This window comes from Saccharopolyspora rhizosphaerae (assembly GCF_003931915.1).
GTDB classification, from domain to species: domain Bacteria; phylum Actinomycetota; class Actinomycetes; order Mycobacteriales; family Pseudonocardiaceae; genus Saccharopolyspora; species Saccharopolyspora rhizosphaerae.
Window position 1 is genome coordinate 239,560 of record NZ_RSAA01000020.1, and the last position, 19,602, is coordinate 259,161.

Here is a 19,602-nt window from a genome sequence, read left to right on the forward strand (position 1 = left end):
GCGGGACCTGCCCGGTCGGGCAGGTCCCGCCACCGCCCCCTCCGTCCGGGGCTCGCCGGTCAGACGAGTCCGAACGCCGTGAGCTCGTCGTCGGTGAGCAGTCGGGAGCGGATCAGGAACCGGACGCCCTCGGGGGCCTCCAGCGAGAAACCGCTGCCCCGCCCGCGCACGACGTCGATCGTCAGGTGGGTGTGCTTCCAGTACTCGTGCTGCGCCGCTGACATCCACACCGGGACCGCTTCGCCGTCCACGTCGAGGTCGCCGAGGTGGACGTCGGAGCCTCCGGTGCGGAACTCCCCCGCCGGGTAGCACATCGGGGCGCTGCCGTCGCAGCACCCGCCGGACTGGTGGAACATCAGCGGCCCGTGCTCGGCCCGGAGGCGGCGCAGCAGCTCCGCCGCCTCCGGGGTCACGGCGACCCGTGCGTGCTCCATCAGAAGAAGCCCAGCTTGTCGGGCGAGTAGCTGACCAGCAGGTTCTTGGTCTGCTGGTAGTGCTCGAGCATCATCTTGTGGTTCTCGCGGCCGATGCCGGACTGCTTGTAACCGCCGAAGGCCGCGTGCGCCGGGTAGGCGTGGTAGTTGTTCACCCACACCCGGCCGGCCTGGATCTCGCGGCCGGCGCGGTAGGCGGTGTTGGCGTCGCGCGACCACACACCGGCGCCCAGGCCGTAGAGGGTGTCGTTGGCGGTCTTGATCGCGTCGGCGTAGTCGTCGAAGCGGGCCACCGAGACGACCGGTCCGAAGATCTCCTCCTGGAAGATCCGCATCTTGTTGTGGCCCTCGAAGACCGTGGGCTGCACGTAGTAGCCGCCGGAGAGCTCCCCGCCGAGTTCGGCCTTCTCGCCACCGGTGAGGACCTTCGCGCCCTCCTGCTTGCCGATGTCGATGTAGGAGAGGATCTTCTCGAACTGGTCGTTGCTGGCCTGCGCCCCGATCATGGTGTCGGTGTCGAGCGGGTTGCCCTGCTGCACGGCCTTGGTGCGCTCGACGGCCTCGCCGAGGAAGTCGTCGTAGATGCCGCCCTGGACGAGCGCCCGCGACGGGCAGGTGCAGACCTCACCCTGGTTGAGCGCGAACATCGTGAACCCTTCGAGGGCCTTGTCGTAGAAGGCGTCCCGGGAGGCCGCGACGTCGTCGAAGAAGATGTTCGGGCTCTTGCCGCCCAGCTCGAGCGTGACCGGGATGATGTTCTCGCTGGCGTACTGCATGATCAGCCGGCCGGTCGTGGTCTCACCGGTGAAGGCGATCTTGCTGATCCGGTTGCTCGAGGCCAGCGGCTTGCCCGCCTCGACGCCGAAGCCGTTGACCACGTTGACCACACCGGCGGGCAGCAGGTCGCCGATGACGCTGAGCAGCACGTGGATCGACGCGGGGGTCTGCTCGGCGGGCTTGAGCACGACGGCGTTGCCGGCGGCCAGGGCGGGCGCCAGCTTCCACACGGCCATCAGGATCGGGAAGTTCCACGGGATGATCTGGCCGACCACGCCCAGGGGCTCGTGGAAGTGGTAGGCGACCGTGCTGTCGTCGACCTCGCTGATACCGCCCTCCTGCGCGCGGATGGCGCCGGCGAAGTAGCGGAAGTGGTCGATGGCCAGCGGGATGTCGGCTGCGAGGGTCTCGCGGACCGGCTTGCCGTTCTCCCAGCTCTCGGCGACGGCCAGCTTCTCCAGGTTCGCCTCCATGCGGTCGGCGATCCGGTTGAGGACGGTGGCCCGCTCGCCGACCGAGGTGCGACCCCACGACCGGGCTGCGCCGTGCGCGGCGTCCAGCGCTCGTTCGACGTCGTCGGCGGTGCCGCGGGCGATCTCGGTGAAGTCCGCCCCGGTCACCGGCGTCGGGTTCGCGAAGTAACCGCCCTTGGCCGGAGCCACGTACTCACCGCCGATGTAGTGGTCGTAGCGGGACTCGTAGGCCACGACGCTGCCCTGCGTACCCGGCGCTGCGTACTTGGTCATGCGTTGCCTCCTGCGCGAGAACTTCCGTTGTCGAACGGGATCGTGTCGCGCCTCACGTTGCAACGAGGTTGCACGGGCGTTGGGCCGATCGGCTGACTGACCGAACGGACGGTGTTGCGCCTGACGGCGGCTCACACCCTTGTCCTCCGGGGCACCGGTGGTCATCATGACCTCGCGCGTCGACGAGGACGTCGGAGTGGAGGCACGGTGCAGTCAGAGGAGGAGACCCCGACCGCGACGATGCTCGCCGATCCGCTGGAGTACGCGTCGCTGCTCGGTCGGGTGTGGGATGCGGTGCTGCGCGGGGACCGCGCGCCCCGTTCGCCCCGGGCGTTGGTGTCGGAGTCCTGGCAGCGTTCGCTGGCCGCCGACGTCGACCCCGATTCCTGCGAGGCACCGGTGGTCTGCGAACGCGACGAGGTGCGCGACATGCGCGACGAACACCCGCTCAGGGCCGCGATCCCGGTGCTGCGCCAGACCGTCCTCGACGTCGCCGACGAGGCCGAGCACGTGATGATCGTGACCGACCGGGACGGTCTGATCCTGTGGCGCGAGGGCAACGCCGAGGTGCAACGCCGCGCCGACCGGGTGCGGCTGAGCGAGGGCACCCGCTGGGCGGAGGAGTCCATCGGCACCAACGCGATGGGAACCACTCTCGCGGTCGGCACACCGGTGCAGATCTACTCCGCCGAGCACCTGGTGCGGACCTACCACGACTGGACCTGCGCGGCGAGCCCCATCCACGACCCGGACACCGGTGACGTGCTGGGGTCGGTGGACATCAGCGGTCCGCTGCGCACGGTGCACCCGGCGATGGTGTCGCTGGTCAGCGCCGCAGCGCAGCTCGCCGAAAGCCACCTGCGCGCGCGGATGGCCGCGCGCGACGAGCAGCTGCGGGCCCGCAACATGCCGCACCTGCGAGCCCTGCGTGGCGAGGCCGGCGCACTGCTCACCCGCACCGGGCGGGTGCTGGCGGTGGAACCGGGTGCGGCGGTGCTGCCCGAGCGGGTCGACGTCACCGGCGGCCGGGTCACCCTCGCCGACGGCCGCGAGGCGGTGCTGGAACGGCTGGTCGAGGGCTACCTGCTGCGGTTGCCGGGTTCTCCCACGGCGCGGTCCCGCCCCCGGCCTGTGCTGTCACTGTCCTTCTTGGACTGCTCCGGTCCGCGCGCGGTGCTCGACGGGCGCGAGGTCCCGCTCACCTTGCGGCACGCGGAGATCCTGACGCTGCTGGCGATGCGGCCGGCGGGCCTGACCGCCGACCGGCTGGCGTTCCAGCTCTACGGCGAACGCGGCAACCCGGTCACCGCGCGGGCGGAGATCCACCGGTTGCGAGCGCACCTGGGCGAGCACGTGATCGCCACCAAGCCCTACCGGTTGCAGGCGGAGGTCGACGCCGACTTCCTCACCGTGCGCCGGGCGCTGCGCGACGGCGACCTGCGCACCGCGTCGGAGACCTACCGGGGACCGCTGCTGGAGGACAGCGAGGCGCCCGCGATCCGCGACGAGCGCGAGGAGCTGTTCGCCTCGCTGCGCAACGCCGTCCTCGACCGCGGCGACGTCGCCGCGCTGTGGGCGCTGTTCCGCGACCACCCGACCGACGACCTGGAAGTCCTGGGCCAGCTCGCGCACCGGCTCCCGCGGCACGACTCGCGCCGGCCGCTGGTGACGGCGCGGATGCAGCAGGTGCTGGCCGGCGAGGCCTGATCAGGCGCGCAGCCCGGCGAGCAGGACCTCCACGACGCGCTCGACCGAGTCGACACCGCCGGTCGGCAGGTGCGAGGACAACACCCCCTCGACCATCTCGCAGATCAGGGCGAGGTCGGCCGGGGTGACGTCGGCCCGGACCACGCCCGCCTCCTGCGCCCGGCGCAACCCGGGGGCGAGCACCGCCACCAGCTGGTTGGCGTACCGGCGCTGGTCGGCGGGTGGGAGCTCGCGGAACAGCCGCACCAGCGGCCGCCGCGAGATCTGCTCCTCGAACAGCTCCGCCAGCACCTCGAGGAAGTCGGCGCCCGCGGTTTCGGCGACGAGCTCGCGCAGCAAGTGCAGCTTGCTCTCGGCCACCGCGAGCCCGAGGGCGTAGCGGTCCGAGAAGTGCCGGTAGACCGTCGCCCGGCCCAGCCCGGACCGGCGGGCGATCTCCGTCAGCGGTACCAGGTCGACGTCCTCGGTGAAGGCCTCGTCGGCCGCACGCAGGATGACCTCGCGGTTGCGGCGCGCATCGGTACGGCGGGAGTTCAGCACCGCGCACCACCACAAGACCGCACGAGGACCCAACCTACTAGCCAGTAGTGAGATCGTCGACCAGTTCAATGTCTCGTTTCGGCTGCCTAGGCTTCCGGCGCAGTTGATCACATCCCTGCCGTGGAGGTCGCCGATGCCCGAACTGAGCCGCCGGACCCTGCTCGCCGGAACCGCCGCAGCCACCGGTCTCACCCTGCTGGGACCGTCCGCCCACGCGTCCCGCCGCGTGCGGCTGACCCGCGAAGAACACCGGGTGGTGGTCATCGGTTCCGGGTTCGGCGGCGGTGTGACGGCACTGCGGTTCGCCCAGGCCGGGATCCCGGTGCTGGTCCTGGAACGCGGCAAGCGCTGGCCGACCGGCCCTGACGCCGACACCTTCCCCACCTTGGCCTCCCCGGACAAGCGGTTCTTCTGGCTCGGGTCGGGCCCGTCGCTGTTCGGGATCGCCCCGCCACCGTTCGAGCGCTACACCGGCCTGCTGGAGCGCGTGACCGGCAACGGCATGGACATCATGTGCGCGGCCGGGGTCGGTGGCGGTTCCCTGCTCTACCAGGGCATGACGTTGCAACCGACCGAGGACGTCTTCAACGCCAACATGCCCGAGCGGCTCGACTACGCCCGGATGGACCGCGTCTACTACCCGCGCGTGGCCGAGATGCTCAAGATCGCCACCGCACCCGACGAGCTCATCCAGAGCGAGACCTACAAGGCCTCGCGCATCTTCGCCCGCAACGCTCAGCGCGCCGGCTTCTCGGTGGAGAAGATCCCGATGCCGATCGACTGGGACTTCGCGCTGCGCGAGCTCCGCGGCGAGATGAAACCGTCCTACACCAACGGGGATTGCGCGTTCGGGGTGAACAACGGCGGCAAGCACTCCGTGGACGTCACCTACCTCGCCCAGGCCGAGGCGACCGGCAAGGTGACCGTCGCCGCCCAGCACAACGTCACCGAGGTGGCCAGGACCCGGGACGGCCGGTGGGAGGTCCACGTCGACCGCATCGCCACCGACGGCACCGTCCTGGAGCAGAAGATCATCACCACCGGCGCGCTGGTGATGGCCGCGGGCACGGCGGGCACCACCCGGCTGCTGATGCGCGCCGCCGCCAAGGACCAGGTCCCGGACATGCCGGACGGTCTCGGCTCCAACTGGGGCTCCAACGGCGACCGCATCTACACCTGGACCGACGTGGCCGACGACTTCGGCTCGCCGCAAGGCGGTCCGGTGGTCTACGGCAGCAAGGAGTGGGACGACCCGACGCTGGCCAACACCGTCATCCAAGCGTCCCTGCCGCCGTTGCCGAACCTGCGCACGACGATGCTGGTCGGCTACGGCGTCAGCTCTGGACGCGGCCGGTTCGTCTACGACCCGGACAAGGACGACGCCGTGCTGGACTGGCCCGCGCAGGCGGACTCGGTGCTGGCCGACCGCGTCGACGAACGCGTCGCCGCGGTCGCCGGCGACGGCTCGGTCCGCCTCGACACCACCTCCCTGGTGCCCAACACCTGGCACCCCCTGGGCGGCGCGTCGATGAACGTGGTCTGCGACCTCGCCGGCCGCGTGCGGGGTCAGCGCGGACTCTACGTGCTCGACGGTGCGCTCATGCCGGGCAACACCGCCGCGTGCAACCCCTCGATGACCATCGCCGCAGTGGCCGAGCGGGCCACGGACGAGCTCCTCACCCACGACGCCGGCGTGGTTTTCTAGGGTCCTCGTGTTGCGTTGCTGGGCGGTGCCGGTGCAGAACCAGAGCGGCTCTGTGGCTCTGTGGCTCCGTGGCTCCGTGGCTCCGTGGCTCCGTGCGCCACTCTCGATGCATGTCCGGTACGCGGCGTCGCGTCGTACTCGCCACGAACCGCTCAGAACCCGCGGCGGTGCCAGCTGCCAGACACGGCTGCCGCCGCGAGCCGCCTGGGTCCTGCGCGGTGCTGGTCGAGTCCCGCAGCGGGAACGGGGGCTCCGCCGCTTTCACGACGCTCGTGCCCCTGCGCCACCCGAGGTGGCGCAGGGGCACGAGATCTCACCGCTGGGTGTGGGAGGCGTCCAGGAACTCTTCCCGGTGGATCTTGCGGGGGGCCATCCGGCGTCGTTTGAGGGCTTTGACGCCGGCTTCGACCATCCCGGGTGGGCCGCACAGGTAGGCGCTGAGACCGCGGCAGGACTGGAAGTCCGCGAGCACCACGTCGGTCACCAACCCGGTGGATCCGTCCCAGTCCTCTTCGCACAGGCACGGCCGGTACCGGAAGTTCGGGTGCGCACGCACCAGGTCCTCGAAGAGCTCGACGTCGTAGAGGTCTTGCCGGCTGCGTCCACCGTGGTAGAGGTGCAGTTCCGGAACGAGGTCGTGGGCCAGCGCGTGCCGCGCGATCGACTTCAGCGGCGCCAGCCCCGTGCCCCCGGCGATGAGGATCGCCGGTTCCGCCTGCGCCAGGGGCATGCCGAAGTCGCCGAGGGGTCCCGCGAGCTCCACGCGCTCACCCACCGACAAGCCCGCGAACATCCACCCGTCGGTCGCGATCCCTCCCGGGGTGCGGCGCACGTGGAACTCCAGCCGCGAGGTCTCCGACGGCGGGTTGGCCATCGAGTACTGCCGCGCGACTCCGGTCCCGGGAACCGTGATCTCGGCGTACTGCCCCGGGTTGAAGGCCATCGGCTCGTCGAGCTCCACGACGAGCCGGCGGACGTCGCGGGCGATGTCGTCGAGCACCACCACGGTGCCGGTGTGGTCGCGCAGCGGGTGCCGCGGAACCCCGTCGTCCGGGTCGACCTTCTCGACCGGTTCCAGCACCAGCCCGGACCTCGGCGTGGCCTGGCAGCCCAGCGCGATCCCGGCCGAGCGCTCCTCGGGAGTGAGCGTGTACTCGGAGGAACCGCGGTGGTCGACCTCGCCGGAGAGGACCTTCACCTTGCAGCTGCCGCAGGTGCCCTGCGTGCAGGAGTGCGGCAGCCAGATGTCGTTCCGCAGGCAGGACTCCAGGATTGACTGGCCCGCAGCGCACGTCGTCGACCGGTCCAGCGGGTCGATGCGCACGTCGTGGGCCACTTCGGGTGCCGACATCACACCTCCCACTCGGCGTGCAGCTCGACCGGGCCGCGGAAGCCCCAGCCCCAGAAGCCCACCTCGTGGCCGGCGGCCGGCTGCAGGTTCGGGATGGCTTCGAACAGCTCCTCCAGGGCGATGCGCACGACCTCGGTGGCGAAGTAGGTTCCCGCGCAGGCGTGCTTGCCCGCGCCGAAGGCCAGGTTCGGCACCGGAGTGCGGTCCAGGTCGAACGCCGCCGGCGAGCTGTAGTCCGCCTCGTCGTGGTTGGCCGAGCCGTAGGACATCATCACCACCGAACCGGCGGGCAGCTCGATGCCGTCGATGACCATGTCCCGGTGGTTGCGCCGCGCCACCGCCGACCAGATCGGCGACGCCCACCGCACTCCCTCGGTGATCGCCCTGCGCACCAGCGACGGGTCGTCGATGACCCGTTCCAGCTGGTCGGGCCGGGTGAACAGGCCGGCGATCGTGGTGGCCATCGCGTGCCCCGGCTCCTGCATCGCACCCAGCAGGAAGACGAAGATGTTGGGGTAGATGACGTCCCGGTCGCGGACCTGCCCGGGCGGCATGCCGTCGTGCAGCCAGTGCGACAGCGCGCTGTCGTCGGGTTCGACGGTCCACTTGTCCAGCAGCGGGTCCACCACCGCGCGGATCTCGGCCTTGGCCTCGTCGCCGGGCCGGAAACCGTCCGGGTGGGCCCAGTCGCCGTTCTCGTCGACGCCGGCGTTGGTGAACGAGACGCTGAGCTTGCGGAACCACTCGCGCAGCTTGTCCGAGCTCACCGACTGCAGGCCCATCAGGTCCCCGAGGCTGCGCACGCTGACCGGCTCGCAGTACTGCGCCACCAGGTCCGCCTTGCCGTCGTCCTCGAAGGCCTCCAGGTAGCGGCGGGCGATCGGCCGCGCCAGCCCGTCGACGTAGCGGTCCACCTCGCTGGGCTGCAGACCCGGGTCGACCATCGCGCGCAGGTCGTCGTGCTCGGCACCGTTGGCGTCCAGCACCGCCGGATCGCCGAAGGTGCGGCGACCAGCCGGGGCGATGACGCCCTCGAAGTCGCTGTCGTCGGAGCCTGCGATCCGCTGGCACATCTCCTTGGTGGAGGCCACCCAGCAGCCCAGCGCGGGGACGTAGGCAAGCGGGGCCTCGGCACGCAGCCGCTCGTAGAACGGGTACGGATCGCGCTCCAGCTCCTCCACCGTCACGTCCGCGATCCAGCTCGGGGTCGTCATCGTCATCGCCAGTACCTCCGTCGCTCTTCCGGCGCATTTCGCACCTCGGGTGGGTCCGCAGCGGGTCCGGGATCGCCGGCCGGCGGTGTCACCAGGGAAAACACCACGCCGCGACCGGTGCGGTCGAGCCGCTGCGCGCGGTGCCGGGACGGATTGCGCGACGAAATCGGGATTCGGGCCCGTCACCGCTTCAACCAGGCGCTGCCACCGGATTCAATACGGCGAGCCGGCTCAACGACGAGGAGGCGAGATGGCGACCGCAACGACGGAAGGCGCAGTCCGCCGGGCGGCGACGCGCGATTGGAGCGAGGCGATCCGGGCCGTCACCGGCGCCTACTTCCCGCACGAGCTACACCCGCTGTCACCCGCGGACCGGCTCGACCTGGCGATGCACACCGTCGACTTGGGCCCGGTGACCGTGGGCCGGATCGGCTGGGGCGTGGACGTGGCCATCGACTGCGCCTACCCCGACGCCTACGAGGTCAACATGCCGCTGAGCGGCTGCCTGGAATCCCGGCACGGCCGCGACCAGGTGGTCTCCGGCGAAGGCACCGGCACCATCTTCCCGCCGAACCGGACCACCCCCATCACCCGCTGGTCGTCGGAGTGCACCGTCGTGGGCGTCAAGTTCGACCGCGCGTGCCTGGAGCGCGAGGCGGACCGCGTGCTGGCCGCTCCCCTGCCCGGTCGACTCGAGCTGCCCGCGCAGATCGACCGGCGCAGCGCGGCCACCCGCGGCTGGCTGCACTTCGTCCGCACCCTCACCGCCGACCTGGGCGAGACCCACGCGATGCTGGCCGACGACGGCCTCAAGCAGCAGTTGGCCAGCACGATCATGACTGGGTTCCTCCTGGCCACGCACCCCGACCGGCACAGCGCAGCGCCCGCCCGGCCCCGCATCGTCAACCGGGTCCTGGACCGGCTTCGCGAGGACCCCGCGCACGCCTGGACCGCCACCGAGATGGCCGAGATCGCCGGTGTCAGCGTCCGCCGCCTGCAGGAGGGCTTCCAGCAGTACGTCGGCGCGACACCCTCGGCGTGCCTGCGCGACATCCGGCTCACCCGTGCCCACGACGACCTCGTCGCCGCCCGCGCGGCCACGGTCGCCGAGGTCGCCGCGCGCTGGAGCTTCAGCAACACCGGCCGCTTCGCCGCGGCCTACCGCGCCAAGTACGGCTGCTCCCCGTCCGAAGCGCTCCAGCAGCAGCCCTCCCGCGCTCGTTGACTGTCGACACCTGGTTATCATCGCGTCCGTGGCGGAAGAAGCTTTGCGCAGTCTGGATCGCATGACCCTGCGGGAACGCGCCCTGGTGGCGCTCCGCGAAGCGATCCTGACGGGCCGGTACGGTCCGGGTGATCACCTCGGCGAGGTCGAGATCGCCTCGCAGCTGTCGATCAGCCGCGGCACGGTGCGCGAAGCGTTGCGGCACCTCCAGCAGGAAGGGCTCGTCACTCCGGGCGTGCGCGGCATGTTGCGGGTGCGCAGCCTGACCGACGAGGAGGTCGACGAGCTGTTCCGGGTCCGCTGCGCGCTGGAGGGCCAAGCCGTCGCCGAGATCGTCGAGTCCGATCAGCTCCCCCACCTGGTCGCCGAGCTGAACGCGGCGCTGGACAAGCTCGAAGCCGCCACGGGTGACCTCAACGAGCAGCTGGAAGCCGACCTCGCCTTCCACGCGCAGCTGTGCGAGCTGTCGGGCAACTCGATCCTGCTCGACACCTGGCGGCACCTCGAGGGCCCGATCCGGGTCGTCGTGATGAGCGCGTCCAGCGAGAACCGGCGTTTCCCGATGTCCGCGGGCCACCACCGGCCGATCGTCGAGGCCATCGCGCGCGGCGACGCCGACACCGCCGTGCGCGTCCTCCGCGAGCACATGCAGGCCGCGGTCACGCTGCTCACCGCACAGGCCTGACCTCCGCGCCTCGAACGCTGCGGGGCTCGCCGATCCTTCGCCAGGTCGGCACGTGCACCTGACTTCCCGCCTGTCCCGGTACGTCCAAGGCCGCCGCGGTCCTCCTGGGCTCGGCACGCCCCTCAGGCCTGGAGCTGTGTTCTTGACACCCACCCGGTCGCCCCTATGATGACTGTCAACATTGACTGTTGACACTCAACATCAAGCCACCCGATCAAGGAGGATCGCGATGGCAAGCTCCTCATCACGGGCGTCGGTCCACGGCAGTCCGGACAAGTTCAGAGTCGCCGTCGGCTGCGGAGTCGGCGCGACGATCGAGACCTACGACTTCATCGGGTTCGGCACCGCGGCCGCCCTCTACTTCGGCGATGCGTTCTTCCCGGACTCCGACCCGCTGTCCGCCTCGCTGCTGTCCTTCGCGACCCTCGGCGTCGGCTTCGCAGCACGCCCGCTCGGCGGCCTCATCGCAGGTCACCTGGGCGACCGCATCGGCCGCAAGCCGGTGCTGGTCTCCTCGCTCCTGCTGATGGGCATCGCCACCGTGCTCATCGGCTGCCTGCCCACCTACCAGCAGGTCGGGGTCTGGGCACCGGTGCTGCTGGTCGCCATCCGCATCGTGCAGGGCATCGCCTTCGGCGCGGAGTGGGGCGGCGCCATCCTGATGACCTTCGAACACGCTCCCTGGCGCAGGCGCGGTCTCTACACCGGCATCACGCAGGCCGGGTTCCCCGTGGGCCTGCTGCTGGCGAACCTGGCGTTCCTGCTCAGCGCGGGCATGGGCGGCACGCTGGCGTGGCGCATCCCGTTCCTGCTCTCGGCAGTGCTGATCGTGGTGGGCATCCTGATCCGCCTCAAGATCGACGAGTCGCCCGAGTTCGAGGACCTCAAGGAATCCGGTGCGGTCGCGCGCAACCCGCTCCTCGACGTGCTGCGGGAGGACTGGCGCACCGTGCTGCGCACGTTCTGCCTGCGCGTGGTCGAGACCGCGGGCTACGCCGTGTCGGTGACCTTCATGCTCACCTACCTGCAGCTCGACGGCTCGCCCACCTCGGACTCGACGAGCCTGCTGGCGCTGACCACCGCCGCGGGCCTCGGCATCGCGGCCACGACGTTGTGGGGCCACGGCTCGGACGTCTTCGGCCGGCGCCGGTCTACCTGCTGGGTTGCGCGATCGCGGTGGCCTGGGGCGTTCCGATGTTCCTGCTGGCCGGCACCGGCTCCGAGGTGCTGGTCGTGGTCGCCTTCGTGATCAGCTACGCGATCTGCCAGAACTCGCTGGCAGGCGTGCAGGGCGCCTGGTTCTCGGAGCTGTTCGCGACCAAGACCCGCACGGCCGGGGCATCGCTGGCCTACCAGATCTCCGCCGTCGTCTCCGGTTTCACACCGATGATCGCCACCGCCCTCTACGGGCAGTTCGGCTGGACCGGTCCGGCGTTGCTGTTCAGCGGCTACGGCGTGCTGGGCCTGGTCGCCGCGCTGCTCACCCGCGAGACCTGGGGCCCGCAGCAGAAGGAGCAGGTCGCGGCCCTCGAACGCGCCACCACCGGCAAGGAGGAAGCAGTTGTCTGATCGCACGCGGCGGATCGCGGAATCCGCGCGCCGCATCCGCACGAACGCCTTGGACATGGGTGAGCTGCAAGGACAGGGCTACATCGCCCAAGCGCTCGGTGTCGCGGACGTGCTGGCCGTGATGTACACCGACCAGCTGCGGCTCCGGCCCGAAGACCCGGAGTGGGAGGACCGCGACAGGTTTCTGCTGTCCATCGGCCACTACGCCATCGCGCTGTACGCCGCGCTCGCCGAGGTCGGTGTGCTCGACACCGACGAGCTGCAGACCTACGCCGCTGACGACTCGCGGTTGCCGATGTCGGCCATGGCCAGCTACACGCCCGGTGTGGAGATCTCCGGCGGATCGCTCGGGCACGGCCTCGGCGTCGCCGTCGGCATGGCGATCGGGTTGCGGCACAGGGGAAACCAGTCGCGGGTCTACAACCTGCTCTCCGATGGCGAGCTGGACGAGGGCTCCACCTGGGAGGCGGCCCTGGCAGCCTCGCACCACGGCTTGGACAACCTCATCGCCCTCGTCGACGTCAACGCGCTGCAGGCGGACGGTCCGACCGTCGACGTGCTGCGCACCGAACCGGTCCAGGCCAAGTGGGAATCGTTCGGCTGGAACGCGGTCCGCGTCGATGGCAACGACGTCGACGCGCTGGTCACCGCTCTCGACGGGCTGCGCGAGCACCGGGGCTCTCCGTCGGTGCTGATCTGCGACACCCGCGTCGGCCGCGGTGTCCCGTTCCTGGAGAGCCGGGAGAAGGCGCACTTCATGCGGGTCGAACCGCACGAGTGGCAACTGGCACGCGACCACCTGCAGGAGGTCCGCGCATGACGACCGCGAACACGAAGAAGGCCACCACCTCGGCGATGATCGCCTCGTTCGCCGACGAAGGCCACAGGACCACCAAGGCCCCGTTCGGACACGCCCTGGCGCAGCTCGCCGAGCAGCGCCAGGACGTGGTCGGGTTGTCGGCTGACCTGGCCAAGTACACCGACATGCACGTCTTCCGCGACGCCCACCCGGACCGGTTCTTCCAGATGGGCATGGCCGAGCAGGCACTGCTGGCAGCCGCGGCCGGGATGGCCGAGGTGGGCCTGACGCCCTTCGCCTCGACCTACTCGGTGTTCGCGACCCGCCGTGCCTACGACTTCCTGTGCCTGGACATCGCCGAACCGGGGCTCAACGTCAACGTCATCGGCGGCCTGCCTGGGCTGACCACCGGTTACGGGCCGAGCCACCAAGCGACCGAGGACATCGCGATCCTGCGCGGCATGCCGGGACTGACCATCGTGGACCCGTGCGACTCGGTGGACATCGAGCAGGCGGTGCCGCAGCTCGCCGACGCCCCGGGGCCGACCTACCTGCGGTTGCTGCGCGGTGCCGTGCCGACCGTGCTCGACGAGCACGACTACCGCTTCCAGCTCGGCAAAGCCGCTGAACTGCGCACCGGGCGGGACGTGCTGCTGATCTCCAGCGGTCTGATGACGATGCGCGCGCTGTCGGCGGCCGCCGAGCTCGCCGAGGACCACGTCGACGTCGCCGTGCTGCACACGCCGACCATCAAACCGCTGGACAACGAAGCGGTCCTGGCCGCCACCGGTCGGGGAAGGCTCGTGGTGACGCTGGAGAACCACACCGTCGTCGGCGGCCTGGCCGAGGCGGTCGCGTCGTGCCTGGCCTTCGCCGGAGTCAGCGAGCGGATCGTGCCCATCGGCCTGCCCGACGAGTTCCTCGCCGCCGGAGCGCTGCCCACGCTGCACGACCGCTACGGGCTTTCCGTGCCGCAGATCAAGAAGCGCGTGCTCGCCGAACTCGGCTGACCCACCTAGGAGATCGCATGACCGACAACCGCACAGCCATCGTCACCGGAGCCGGTTCGCGCCGCGGCATCGGCCAGGGCATCGCCCACGCGCTGGCCGCGCAGGGCTGGAACGTCGCCGTGCTCGACATCGACGAGGCCAGCGCCAAGGACACCGCCAACGCCCTCACCGAAGCGCACGGGGTCGCTGCGGTCAGCGCTGCCTGCGACGTCACCGACAAGTCCGCCGTGGACGCAGCGGTGTCCACAGTAGAGGAGTTGTTGCCGGCGATCGGTGCCTTGGTCAACAACGCCGGCATCACCTCACCGGTCCCGTTCGCGGAGGTCTCCGACGCGGAGTGGGACCGGGTCTTCGAGGTCAACGTCCGGGGCAGCTACCTGATGACCAAGCGGGTCGTCGACGGCATGGCCTCGCGCGGGTTCGGCCGCATCGTCAACCTCTCGTCGGTGTCGGCCGAGCGCGGTGGTGGCGTGTTCGGCGGGGTTGCGTACTCGGCGGCCAAAGCCGGGTTGCTCGGGTTCTCCCGCGCGCTGGCCCGCGAACTGGGACCGGCGGGCGTCACGGTGAACTCCGTGGCCCCGGGGCTCATCGACACCGACATCACCGCCGGCAAGCTCGACCCGGAGCACAAGGCGGCCATGGTCGCCGACATCCCGACGCGCCGCGCGGGCAGGGTCGAGGACGTCGCCGACGTCGTCGCGTTCCTGTGCCGCCCGGAGTCGAGCTACCTCACCGGTGTCACCTACGACATCAACGGCGGCTCGCACATCCACTGACCGACGCGGTGGGGCCCGCACCGGGTGCGGGCCCCACCGCCGGCAGACACCCGCGGGTGCGCGCCACGACCTGGGTCCTCGCCTGCGCCGCTGTTCTGCTCTCCGCGATCCTCCTCGTCGGCCCCTCGATCACCGTGCGGACCGAGGTGCTGCACCATCTCCGAGGACGCCGTGTCACCTACGAGCACGCGGGGCCCAGCGGTCCCACGACCTCCGCCTCGTCGAAGTCCGCACCGTGACGGACACGAGGCGGGAACTCCGGCTGGGACGGACGCTGCTGAGCCCTACTACCCCGTGGTGACCTGGCTGCCCGACGCGGTGGCGATCACCTCCACCAGCGTCCGCTGACCGACCCGGCTTTCGCCACGCTTTCGAGTGACCACCGGACATCTCTCGCGCGAAATCTCCGCCCACCCCCTGTGGGGTGAAGCCCGCGCTTCCTCGGCTTCGGTCTTGTTCATGCCGGGCGCTCAGGTGGTGCGGGGTGGTGGCCAGCCGAAGGTGCTGTGATCATCAGCCTAGTTGAGACCTGTCGGGGTGGTGACGTCGTGAACGTCTGGCGCATGGCTGAGGACGGGCACCGTGTGGTGTCCCCGCCCTCCCTGGTCTCACTGGTCGGCGCGCAGTTCCGCCAGGTGTTCCAGTTGGTCGCAGGCGCCGGTCCGACGGCGACGGCCACCGTCGCCCACCAACCGCCTCAGCGGAGGATTTCCACCAACAGCACCCATGCGTTGACCAACGCGCCGATGAGGGCCACGATCACCCCGGCCGGAAGCCAGTACAGCCCGCCGAGCGTCCCGGTGATCGTCCCCAGTCCCCCGACGATCGTCGCTACCGACAGCAACCCGGCGGGGATGGCGCTGTTGATGATCCACAACAGGAGTGTCTGTTCCGATGAGCGCAGCCAGGGCCGGTTCAACACCGCCAGCCATGCAGCGGTGACCGTGCCGAGCGCAACTAGCTCCGCGCCCAGGACGCTTTCGCTCTGGCCGGGGATCAACAGCAGCAGTGCGATGATGAGGGGTGCGGCGAGCAGCATCAGGGTGTGCCCGGCTCGGGCCGTCAGCCGGTACCCGGCCAGGATCCGCTCCAGGTTGATCGACAACGCCACGAACAGCAGACCGGCCAGCGCACCACTGGCACCGGCCACCGCAACACCGAAGTCGGCCCACGCCTCGGCCTGATAGGCACTCACGGCGCTGATCGTGCCAGCAGTTGCGACTGGCGGCGCGGTGCTGTCACACGGTGTGTCCACGTCGCAAACGCCTGAGCGAAGGCGGGAACACCGTGTGGTGTCCCCGCCCTCGCTGGTGTCGGTCTCACTGGTCGGCGAGCAGTTTCGCCGGGTGTTCCAGCTGGTCGCTGTCGTAGGCGTCCTTGGTGGCCGCCGCGACTTCGTCCGGTGCGCGTCGGCGGAGCGCGGTGACGATCCGGGCCCGGGCCAGCCCACCGGCTCGTGGAAGCGGGCGTCACCCGCCTCCACACGGTCGACGGGCACCACGTCGTCTGGCGGACCCGGAAGGCGACGAGTTCTGCGTCGCAGCCGGGCCACGCGCATGACGGGGACCCAGAGCACGCGGCTCGTGGTGCTGCGCTGCCCTTCAGGAGCCGGGAAGTCCTCCGTGGCCGAGGAACTGCGCCGACGCCTCGGTCGCGGCGTGGCGTGGCGTTCCCGGAGCAGGACTACCTCCGGCGGTCCTGCTCCGGGAACACGACCGGCCGTGGGCGGCGAACATCGAGCTGATCTCGGAGACGACGCGTATCGCCTTGGACGGGGGCTTCGACGTGATCCTCGAAGGCATCATGTCCGCTCGTCGCCACGGGGGTGCTCGCCGCCCACGACCGCGACCACGCGGGGGCGGACCTCGATCTACTACCTCGACGTCAGCTGGCCGGAAACCGTGCGCCCGCACGCCACGCAGCAGTCGGAGGAGTTCGGGGTCGACGTGGTGCGAGAGCGGTTCGACGACGTCGGACGATGCTGGTCCCCGAAGTCCGCATCACCGAGAGCTCGACGCTGGAGGACACCGTCACGCGCCTCCAGTCGGAGGCCGTCGACTCCGGGACTCCCTCCCGGGCAGGTTGATCCAGGCGTCATCCGCTGAACGGGACGACTCCGGCGGTCAGCCGCCGCACGCGGTCGGTGTCGCGGATGCCGTCGATCTCCACGATGCGGCCGGCCACGACGGTGAACGCCATGAGCGACACCGGCCGGCCGGAGCGCGCGGCGACCACGCCGGGAAGGCCGTTGACGAGCACCGGGTGGATCTCGGCCCCCCGGCTCGCCCGGGCTTGCCGGGCGACCGTCTCGGCTCCTCGGTGCACCGCGGGAGGCCGCTCGGGGCCGTAGTCGGCGCGGAAGACGACGTCGGGGTCGAGCAACCGCACCAGGGCGGTGAAGTTGCCGGCGTTCGCGGCGGCGTAGAAGGCGTCGACGACCGCCCGCTGCGCGGTGCCGTTCTCGTCGGGCGTGGGTGGCTCGGCGCCACGAACACGTCGCCGCGCGCGGCTGGCGAGTTGCCGGGCCGCTGCCGGAGTCCGGTCGACCAGCCGCGCCACCTCGTCGAAGGGCAGGTCGAACATGTCGTGCAGCACGAACGCCACGCGTTCGGCCGGGGTCAGCGACTCCAAAACGACCAGCAGTGCGAGGCTGACCGAGTCGGCGAGCAAAGCCTGCTGCTCCGGATCATCGCCCTCGGCAGTGGAGACGACGGGGTCGGGTAGCGAGGTGGCGGTGTCGACGAGCTCTTCGCGGCGACGGCGGCGGGAGCGCAGCAGGTGCAGCGCTTCGCGGGCGACGACCGTGGTCAGCCAGCCACCGAGGTTGGCGATCTCGTCGGGCTCGACGCGGCTCAAGCGCACCCAGGCGTTCTGCACCGCGTCCTCGGCGTCGGCCACCGACCCGAGCATCCGGTAGGCCACGGCGCGCAACTGCGGTCGCTGCTGCTCGAACCGCCGAGAGAGCAGGTCGTCTGCCGCCACCTGTCACACCCTCCCTCCGCCTGGGCTCATCACTGTGAACCCGCGGACGCGCAGGACGTGACGAACGGAGGAGGAAACGGCCATGCCCGACAACGCCAGTGAGTTCATCAGCGTCAGGTACCTGGTCGACGACGTCGACAAGGCCATCGAGTTCTACACCGAGCACCTCGGCTTCACCGTCCGGACCGACTTCGCACCGGCGTTCGCCGACGTCACCCGGGACGGGCTCCGGCTGCTGCTGAGCGGCCCGACCAGTTCAGCGGCTCGACCGATGCCGGACGGCGCGATTCCCGGGCCCGGTGGGTGGAACCGCATCACCCTCGTGGTCGACGATCTCGCCGCGGAAGTGGACCGGCTGCGCGCCGAGGGGGTGGAGTTCCGCAACGACGTGGTCAGCGGCCCGGGCGGCCGGCAGGTGCTGGTGCGCGATCCCTCGGGCAACGTCGTGGAGCTGTTCGAGGCCCGCTGAGGTGTCCGGCGGTGTTCCCGCCATGTTCAACGTATAGCGCACCCGGGGCCTTGCGGCAAGACCTCGGGCATGCCGCAGAATCTCCGTCCATGAAGCCGCGACCTGCGAGAACTCTCTGATTCGCGGCGCGGTCCATCGCGGGGGTTCGACTGATGTTCGACGTTGTCATCGCCGGTGCCGGTCCGACCGGTTTGACGCTGGCGGCGGAACTGCGGCTGCACGAGGTGCGGGTCGTGGTGCTCGACGAGAAGACCGCGCCGACGGAGGTGGTGCGGGCGCTGGGGCTGCACGTGCGCAGCATCGAGGTCGTCGACCAGCGCGGGTTCCTGGACCGCTTCCTCGAGGAGGGAACGCGGTACCCGCTGCACGGGTTCTTCGCCGGGATCCAGAAACCGGCCCCGGAACTGGACACCGCGCACGGCTACGTGCTCGGCATCCCGCAGCCGAAGATCGACCGGTTGCTGGCCGAGCACGCCCTCGGACTCGGTGCCGAGGTCCGGCGCGGCTGCGAGGTCGTCGGGCTCGACCAGGACGAGAACTCGGTGTCGGTCGAGCTGGCCGACGGATCCCGGCTCCGGACGCGCTACCTCGTCGGGTGCGACGGTGGCCGCAGCACGGTCCGCAAGCTGCTCGGCATCGGCTTCCCCGGCGAGCCCGCACGGTCGGAGACGCTGCTCGGCGAGATGCTGGTGGCCGATCCACCGGAGCAGGTCCGCGCGGTGCAGGCCGAGGTGAACAAGCGGCAGCGGATCTTCGGGCTGACCCCCGTCGACGGCGAGGTGCACCGCGTCATCGTGCCCGCCGACGGCGTGGCTGAAGACCGCTCGACACCGCCGACGTTCGAGGAGTTCACGCGCCAGCTGCGGGCGTGGGCGGGAACCGATTTCGGAGTGCACTCGCCGCGGTGGCTCTCGCGGTTCAGCGACGCCACCAGGCAGGCCGAGCGCTACCGCTGCAGCCGGGTCCTGCTGGCCGGCGACGCCGCGCACGTCCACCCGCCGATGGGCGGCCAGGGCCTCAACCTCGGCGTGCAGGACGCGTTCAACCTCGGCTGGAAGCTCGCCGCGGAAGTCCACGGCTGGGCCCCGGAGGGACTGCTGGACACCTACGAGACCGAGCGGCACCCGGTCGCGGCCGCGGTGCTGGACAACACCCGGGCCCAGGCCGAGCTGATGGCCGACCACGCCGGAGCGCGGGCAGCGCGTCGGCTGGTCGCCGAGCTGATGGACTTCGAGGAGGTCAACCGGCACCTCGTCGAGAAGATCGTCGCGATCGGCATCCGCTACGACTTCGGTGACGACCACGACCTGGTTGGCAGGAGGCTGCGCGACATGCCGCTGCGAGCAAGCCGGCTCTACGAGCTCATGCGCGGAGGCCGCGGGTTGCTGCTCGACCAGACCGGGACCCTGTCGGTCGCAGGCTGGACTGACCGGGTCGACCACGTCGTCGACGTCAGCGAGCAGCTGACCGCACCGGCGGTGCTGCTGCGCCCGGACGGTCACGTGGCCTGGGTCGGCGACGAGCAGGAGGGCTTGGAGGCGAGCCTGACCCGGTGGTTCGGTGACCGCGTGTGACGCATGACTCCGGCTCCGACACGCCCATGTTGGTGTTGG

General features: G+C 70.6%; 19 protein-coding genes. 12 read left to right on the forward strand and 7 right to left on the reverse strand.

Features of this window, described 5'->3' with window-relative positions; translation table 11 throughout:
* Positions 1 to 59: 59 nt before the first annotated feature.
* Together EIL87_RS21180 and adh are read right to left on the reverse strand one after the other, a co-directional pair.
* Complete coding sequence (locus EIL87_RS21180; protein ID WP_125092318.1) at positions 60 to 434, reverse strand: DUF779 domain-containing protein; 375 nt, start codon at positions 432 to 434, stop codon at positions 60 to 62.
* Positions 434 to 1,957 (reverse strand): aldehyde dehydrogenase, encoded by a 1,524-nt coding sequence (gene adh, locus EIL87_RS21185; protein ID WP_125092319.1) that lies wholly within the window; start codon positions 1,955 to 1,957, stop codon positions 434 to 436. Before adh ends, EIL87_RS21180 begins: the two co-directional genes overlap by 1 nt.
* A gap of 240 nt (positions 1,958 to 2,197) precedes the next feature.
* On the opposite strand from adh, the gene EIL87_RS21190 reads away from it, so the two are divergent.
* Positions 2,198 to 3,664: a helix-turn-helix domain-containing protein gene (locus EIL87_RS21190; protein WP_125092411.1), complete on the forward strand. Its 1,467-nt coding sequence runs from the start codon at positions 2,198 to 2,200 to the stop codon at positions 3,662 to 3,664.
* Here EIL87_RS21190 and EIL87_RS21195 read toward each other — a convergent pair whose 3' ends face one another.
* Positions 3,665 to 4,204, reverse strand: coding sequence for a TetR/AcrR family transcriptional regulator (locus EIL87_RS21195; RefSeq protein ID WP_233576443.1), 540 nt, complete (start codon positions 4,202 to 4,204; stop codon positions 3,665 to 3,667). It lies immediately after the preceding gene.
* 133 nt (positions 4,205 to 4,337) lie between these two features.
* Between EIL87_RS21195 and EIL87_RS21200 the strand changes: the two genes are divergently transcribed.
* Positions 4,338 to 5,909, forward strand: coding sequence for a GMC oxidoreductase (locus tag EIL87_RS21200; RefSeq protein ID WP_125092320.1), 1,572 nt, complete (start codon positions 4,338 to 4,340; stop codon positions 5,907 to 5,909).
* A gap of 313 nt (positions 5,910 to 6,222) precedes the next feature.
* Here EIL87_RS21200 and EIL87_RS21205 read toward each other — a convergent pair whose 3' ends face one another.
* Together EIL87_RS21205 and EIL87_RS21210 are read right to left on the reverse strand one after the other, a co-directional pair.
* Positions 6,223 to 7,260, reverse strand: coding sequence for an NADH:ubiquinone reductase (Na(+)-transporting) subunit F (locus EIL87_RS21205; protein ID WP_125092321.1), 1,038 nt, complete (start codon positions 7,258 to 7,260; stop codon positions 6,223 to 6,225).
* Positions 7,260 to 8,480, reverse strand: coding sequence for a cytochrome P450 (locus EIL87_RS21210; protein WP_125092322.1), 1,221 nt, complete (start codon positions 8,478 to 8,480; stop codon positions 7,260 to 7,262). Before EIL87_RS21210 ends, EIL87_RS21205 begins: the two co-directional genes overlap by 1 nt.
* Positions 8,481 to 8,724: 244 nt before the next feature.
* Between EIL87_RS21210 and EIL87_RS21215 the strand changes: the two genes are divergently transcribed.
* The 8 genes from EIL87_RS21215 (at position 8,725) to EIL87_RS26900 (ending at position 14,777) form a co-directional block, all read left to right on the forward strand.
* Entirely contained in the window at positions 8,725 to 9,699 is a 975-nt protein-coding gene (locus tag EIL87_RS21215; protein ID WP_125092323.1) for an AraC family transcriptional regulator, read from the forward strand.
* Between the two features lie 61 nt (positions 9,700 to 9,760).
* A complete protein-coding gene (locus EIL87_RS21220) occupies positions 9,761 to 10,384 on the forward strand; it encodes a GntR family transcriptional regulator (RefSeq protein WP_233576445.1) in 624 nt (207 codons plus the stop codon).
* Positions 10,385 to 10,613: 229 nt separating this feature from the next.
* A complete protein-coding gene (locus EIL87_RS21225) occupies positions 10,614 to 11,633 on the forward strand; it encodes an MFS transporter (protein WP_233576446.1) in 1,020 nt (339 codons plus the stop codon).
* Positions 11,579 to 11,953, forward strand: a complete 375-nt coding sequence (locus tag EIL87_RS27550) for an MFS transporter (RefSeq protein WP_233576447.1) — start codon at positions 11,579 to 11,581, stop codon at positions 11,951 to 11,953. The genes EIL87_RS21225 and EIL87_RS27550 overlap by 55 nt, the downstream gene beginning before the upstream one ends.
* On the forward strand, positions 11,946 to 12,773 hold the full coding sequence (locus EIL87_RS21230) for a transketolase (RefSeq protein ID WP_125092324.1): 828 nt from the start codon (positions 11,946 to 11,948) through the stop codon (positions 12,771 to 12,773). The genes EIL87_RS27550 and EIL87_RS21230 overlap by 8 nt, the downstream gene beginning before the upstream one ends.
* Entirely contained in the window at positions 12,770 to 13,762 is a 993-nt protein-coding gene (locus EIL87_RS21235; protein WP_125092325.1) for a transketolase family protein, read from the forward strand. The genes EIL87_RS21230 and EIL87_RS21235 overlap by 4 nt, the downstream gene beginning before the upstream one ends.
* Positions 13,763 to 13,779: 17 nt before the next feature.
* Positions 13,780 to 14,538 (forward strand): SDR family NAD(P)-dependent oxidoreductase, encoded by a 759-nt coding sequence (locus EIL87_RS21240; RefSeq protein WP_125092326.1) that lies wholly within the window; start codon positions 13,780 to 13,782, stop codon positions 14,536 to 14,538.
* 56 nt (positions 14,539 to 14,594) lie between these two features.
* Positions 14,595 to 14,777, forward strand: a complete 183-nt coding sequence (locus EIL87_RS26900; RefSeq protein ID WP_125092327.1) for a hypothetical protein — start codon at positions 14,595 to 14,597, stop codon at positions 14,775 to 14,777.
* 458 nt (positions 14,778 to 15,235) lie between these two features.
* Here EIL87_RS26900 and EIL87_RS21250 read toward each other — a convergent pair whose 3' ends face one another.
* Together EIL87_RS21250 and EIL87_RS21260 are read right to left on the reverse strand one after the other, a co-directional pair.
* Positions 15,236 to 15,733, reverse strand: a complete 498-nt coding sequence (locus EIL87_RS21250) for a hypothetical protein (protein WP_125092328.1) — start codon at positions 15,731 to 15,733, stop codon at positions 15,236 to 15,238.
* A gap of 899 nt (positions 15,734 to 16,632) precedes the next feature.
* Positions 16,633 to 17,520: a sigma-70 family RNA polymerase sigma factor gene (locus EIL87_RS21260; RefSeq protein WP_125092329.1), complete on the reverse strand. Its 888-nt coding sequence runs from the start codon at positions 17,518 to 17,520 to the stop codon at positions 16,633 to 16,635.
* Positions 17,521 to 17,602: 82 nt separating this feature from the next.
* Between EIL87_RS21260 and EIL87_RS21265 the strand changes: the two genes are divergently transcribed.
* A complete protein-coding gene (locus EIL87_RS21265; protein ID WP_125092330.1) occupies positions 17,603 to 17,989 on the forward strand; it encodes a VOC family protein in 387 nt (128 codons plus the stop codon).
* A gap of 152 nt (positions 17,990 to 18,141) precedes the next feature.
* The gene (rox, locus tag EIL87_RS21270) at positions 18,142 to 19,563 is read left to right on the forward strand and encodes a rifampin monooxygenase (RefSeq protein WP_125092331.1); all 1,422 of its coding nucleotides are present in this window, start codon (positions 18,142 to 18,144) and stop codon (positions 19,561 to 19,563) included.
* The last annotated feature ends 39 nt before the right edge of the window (positions 19,564 to 19,602 follow it).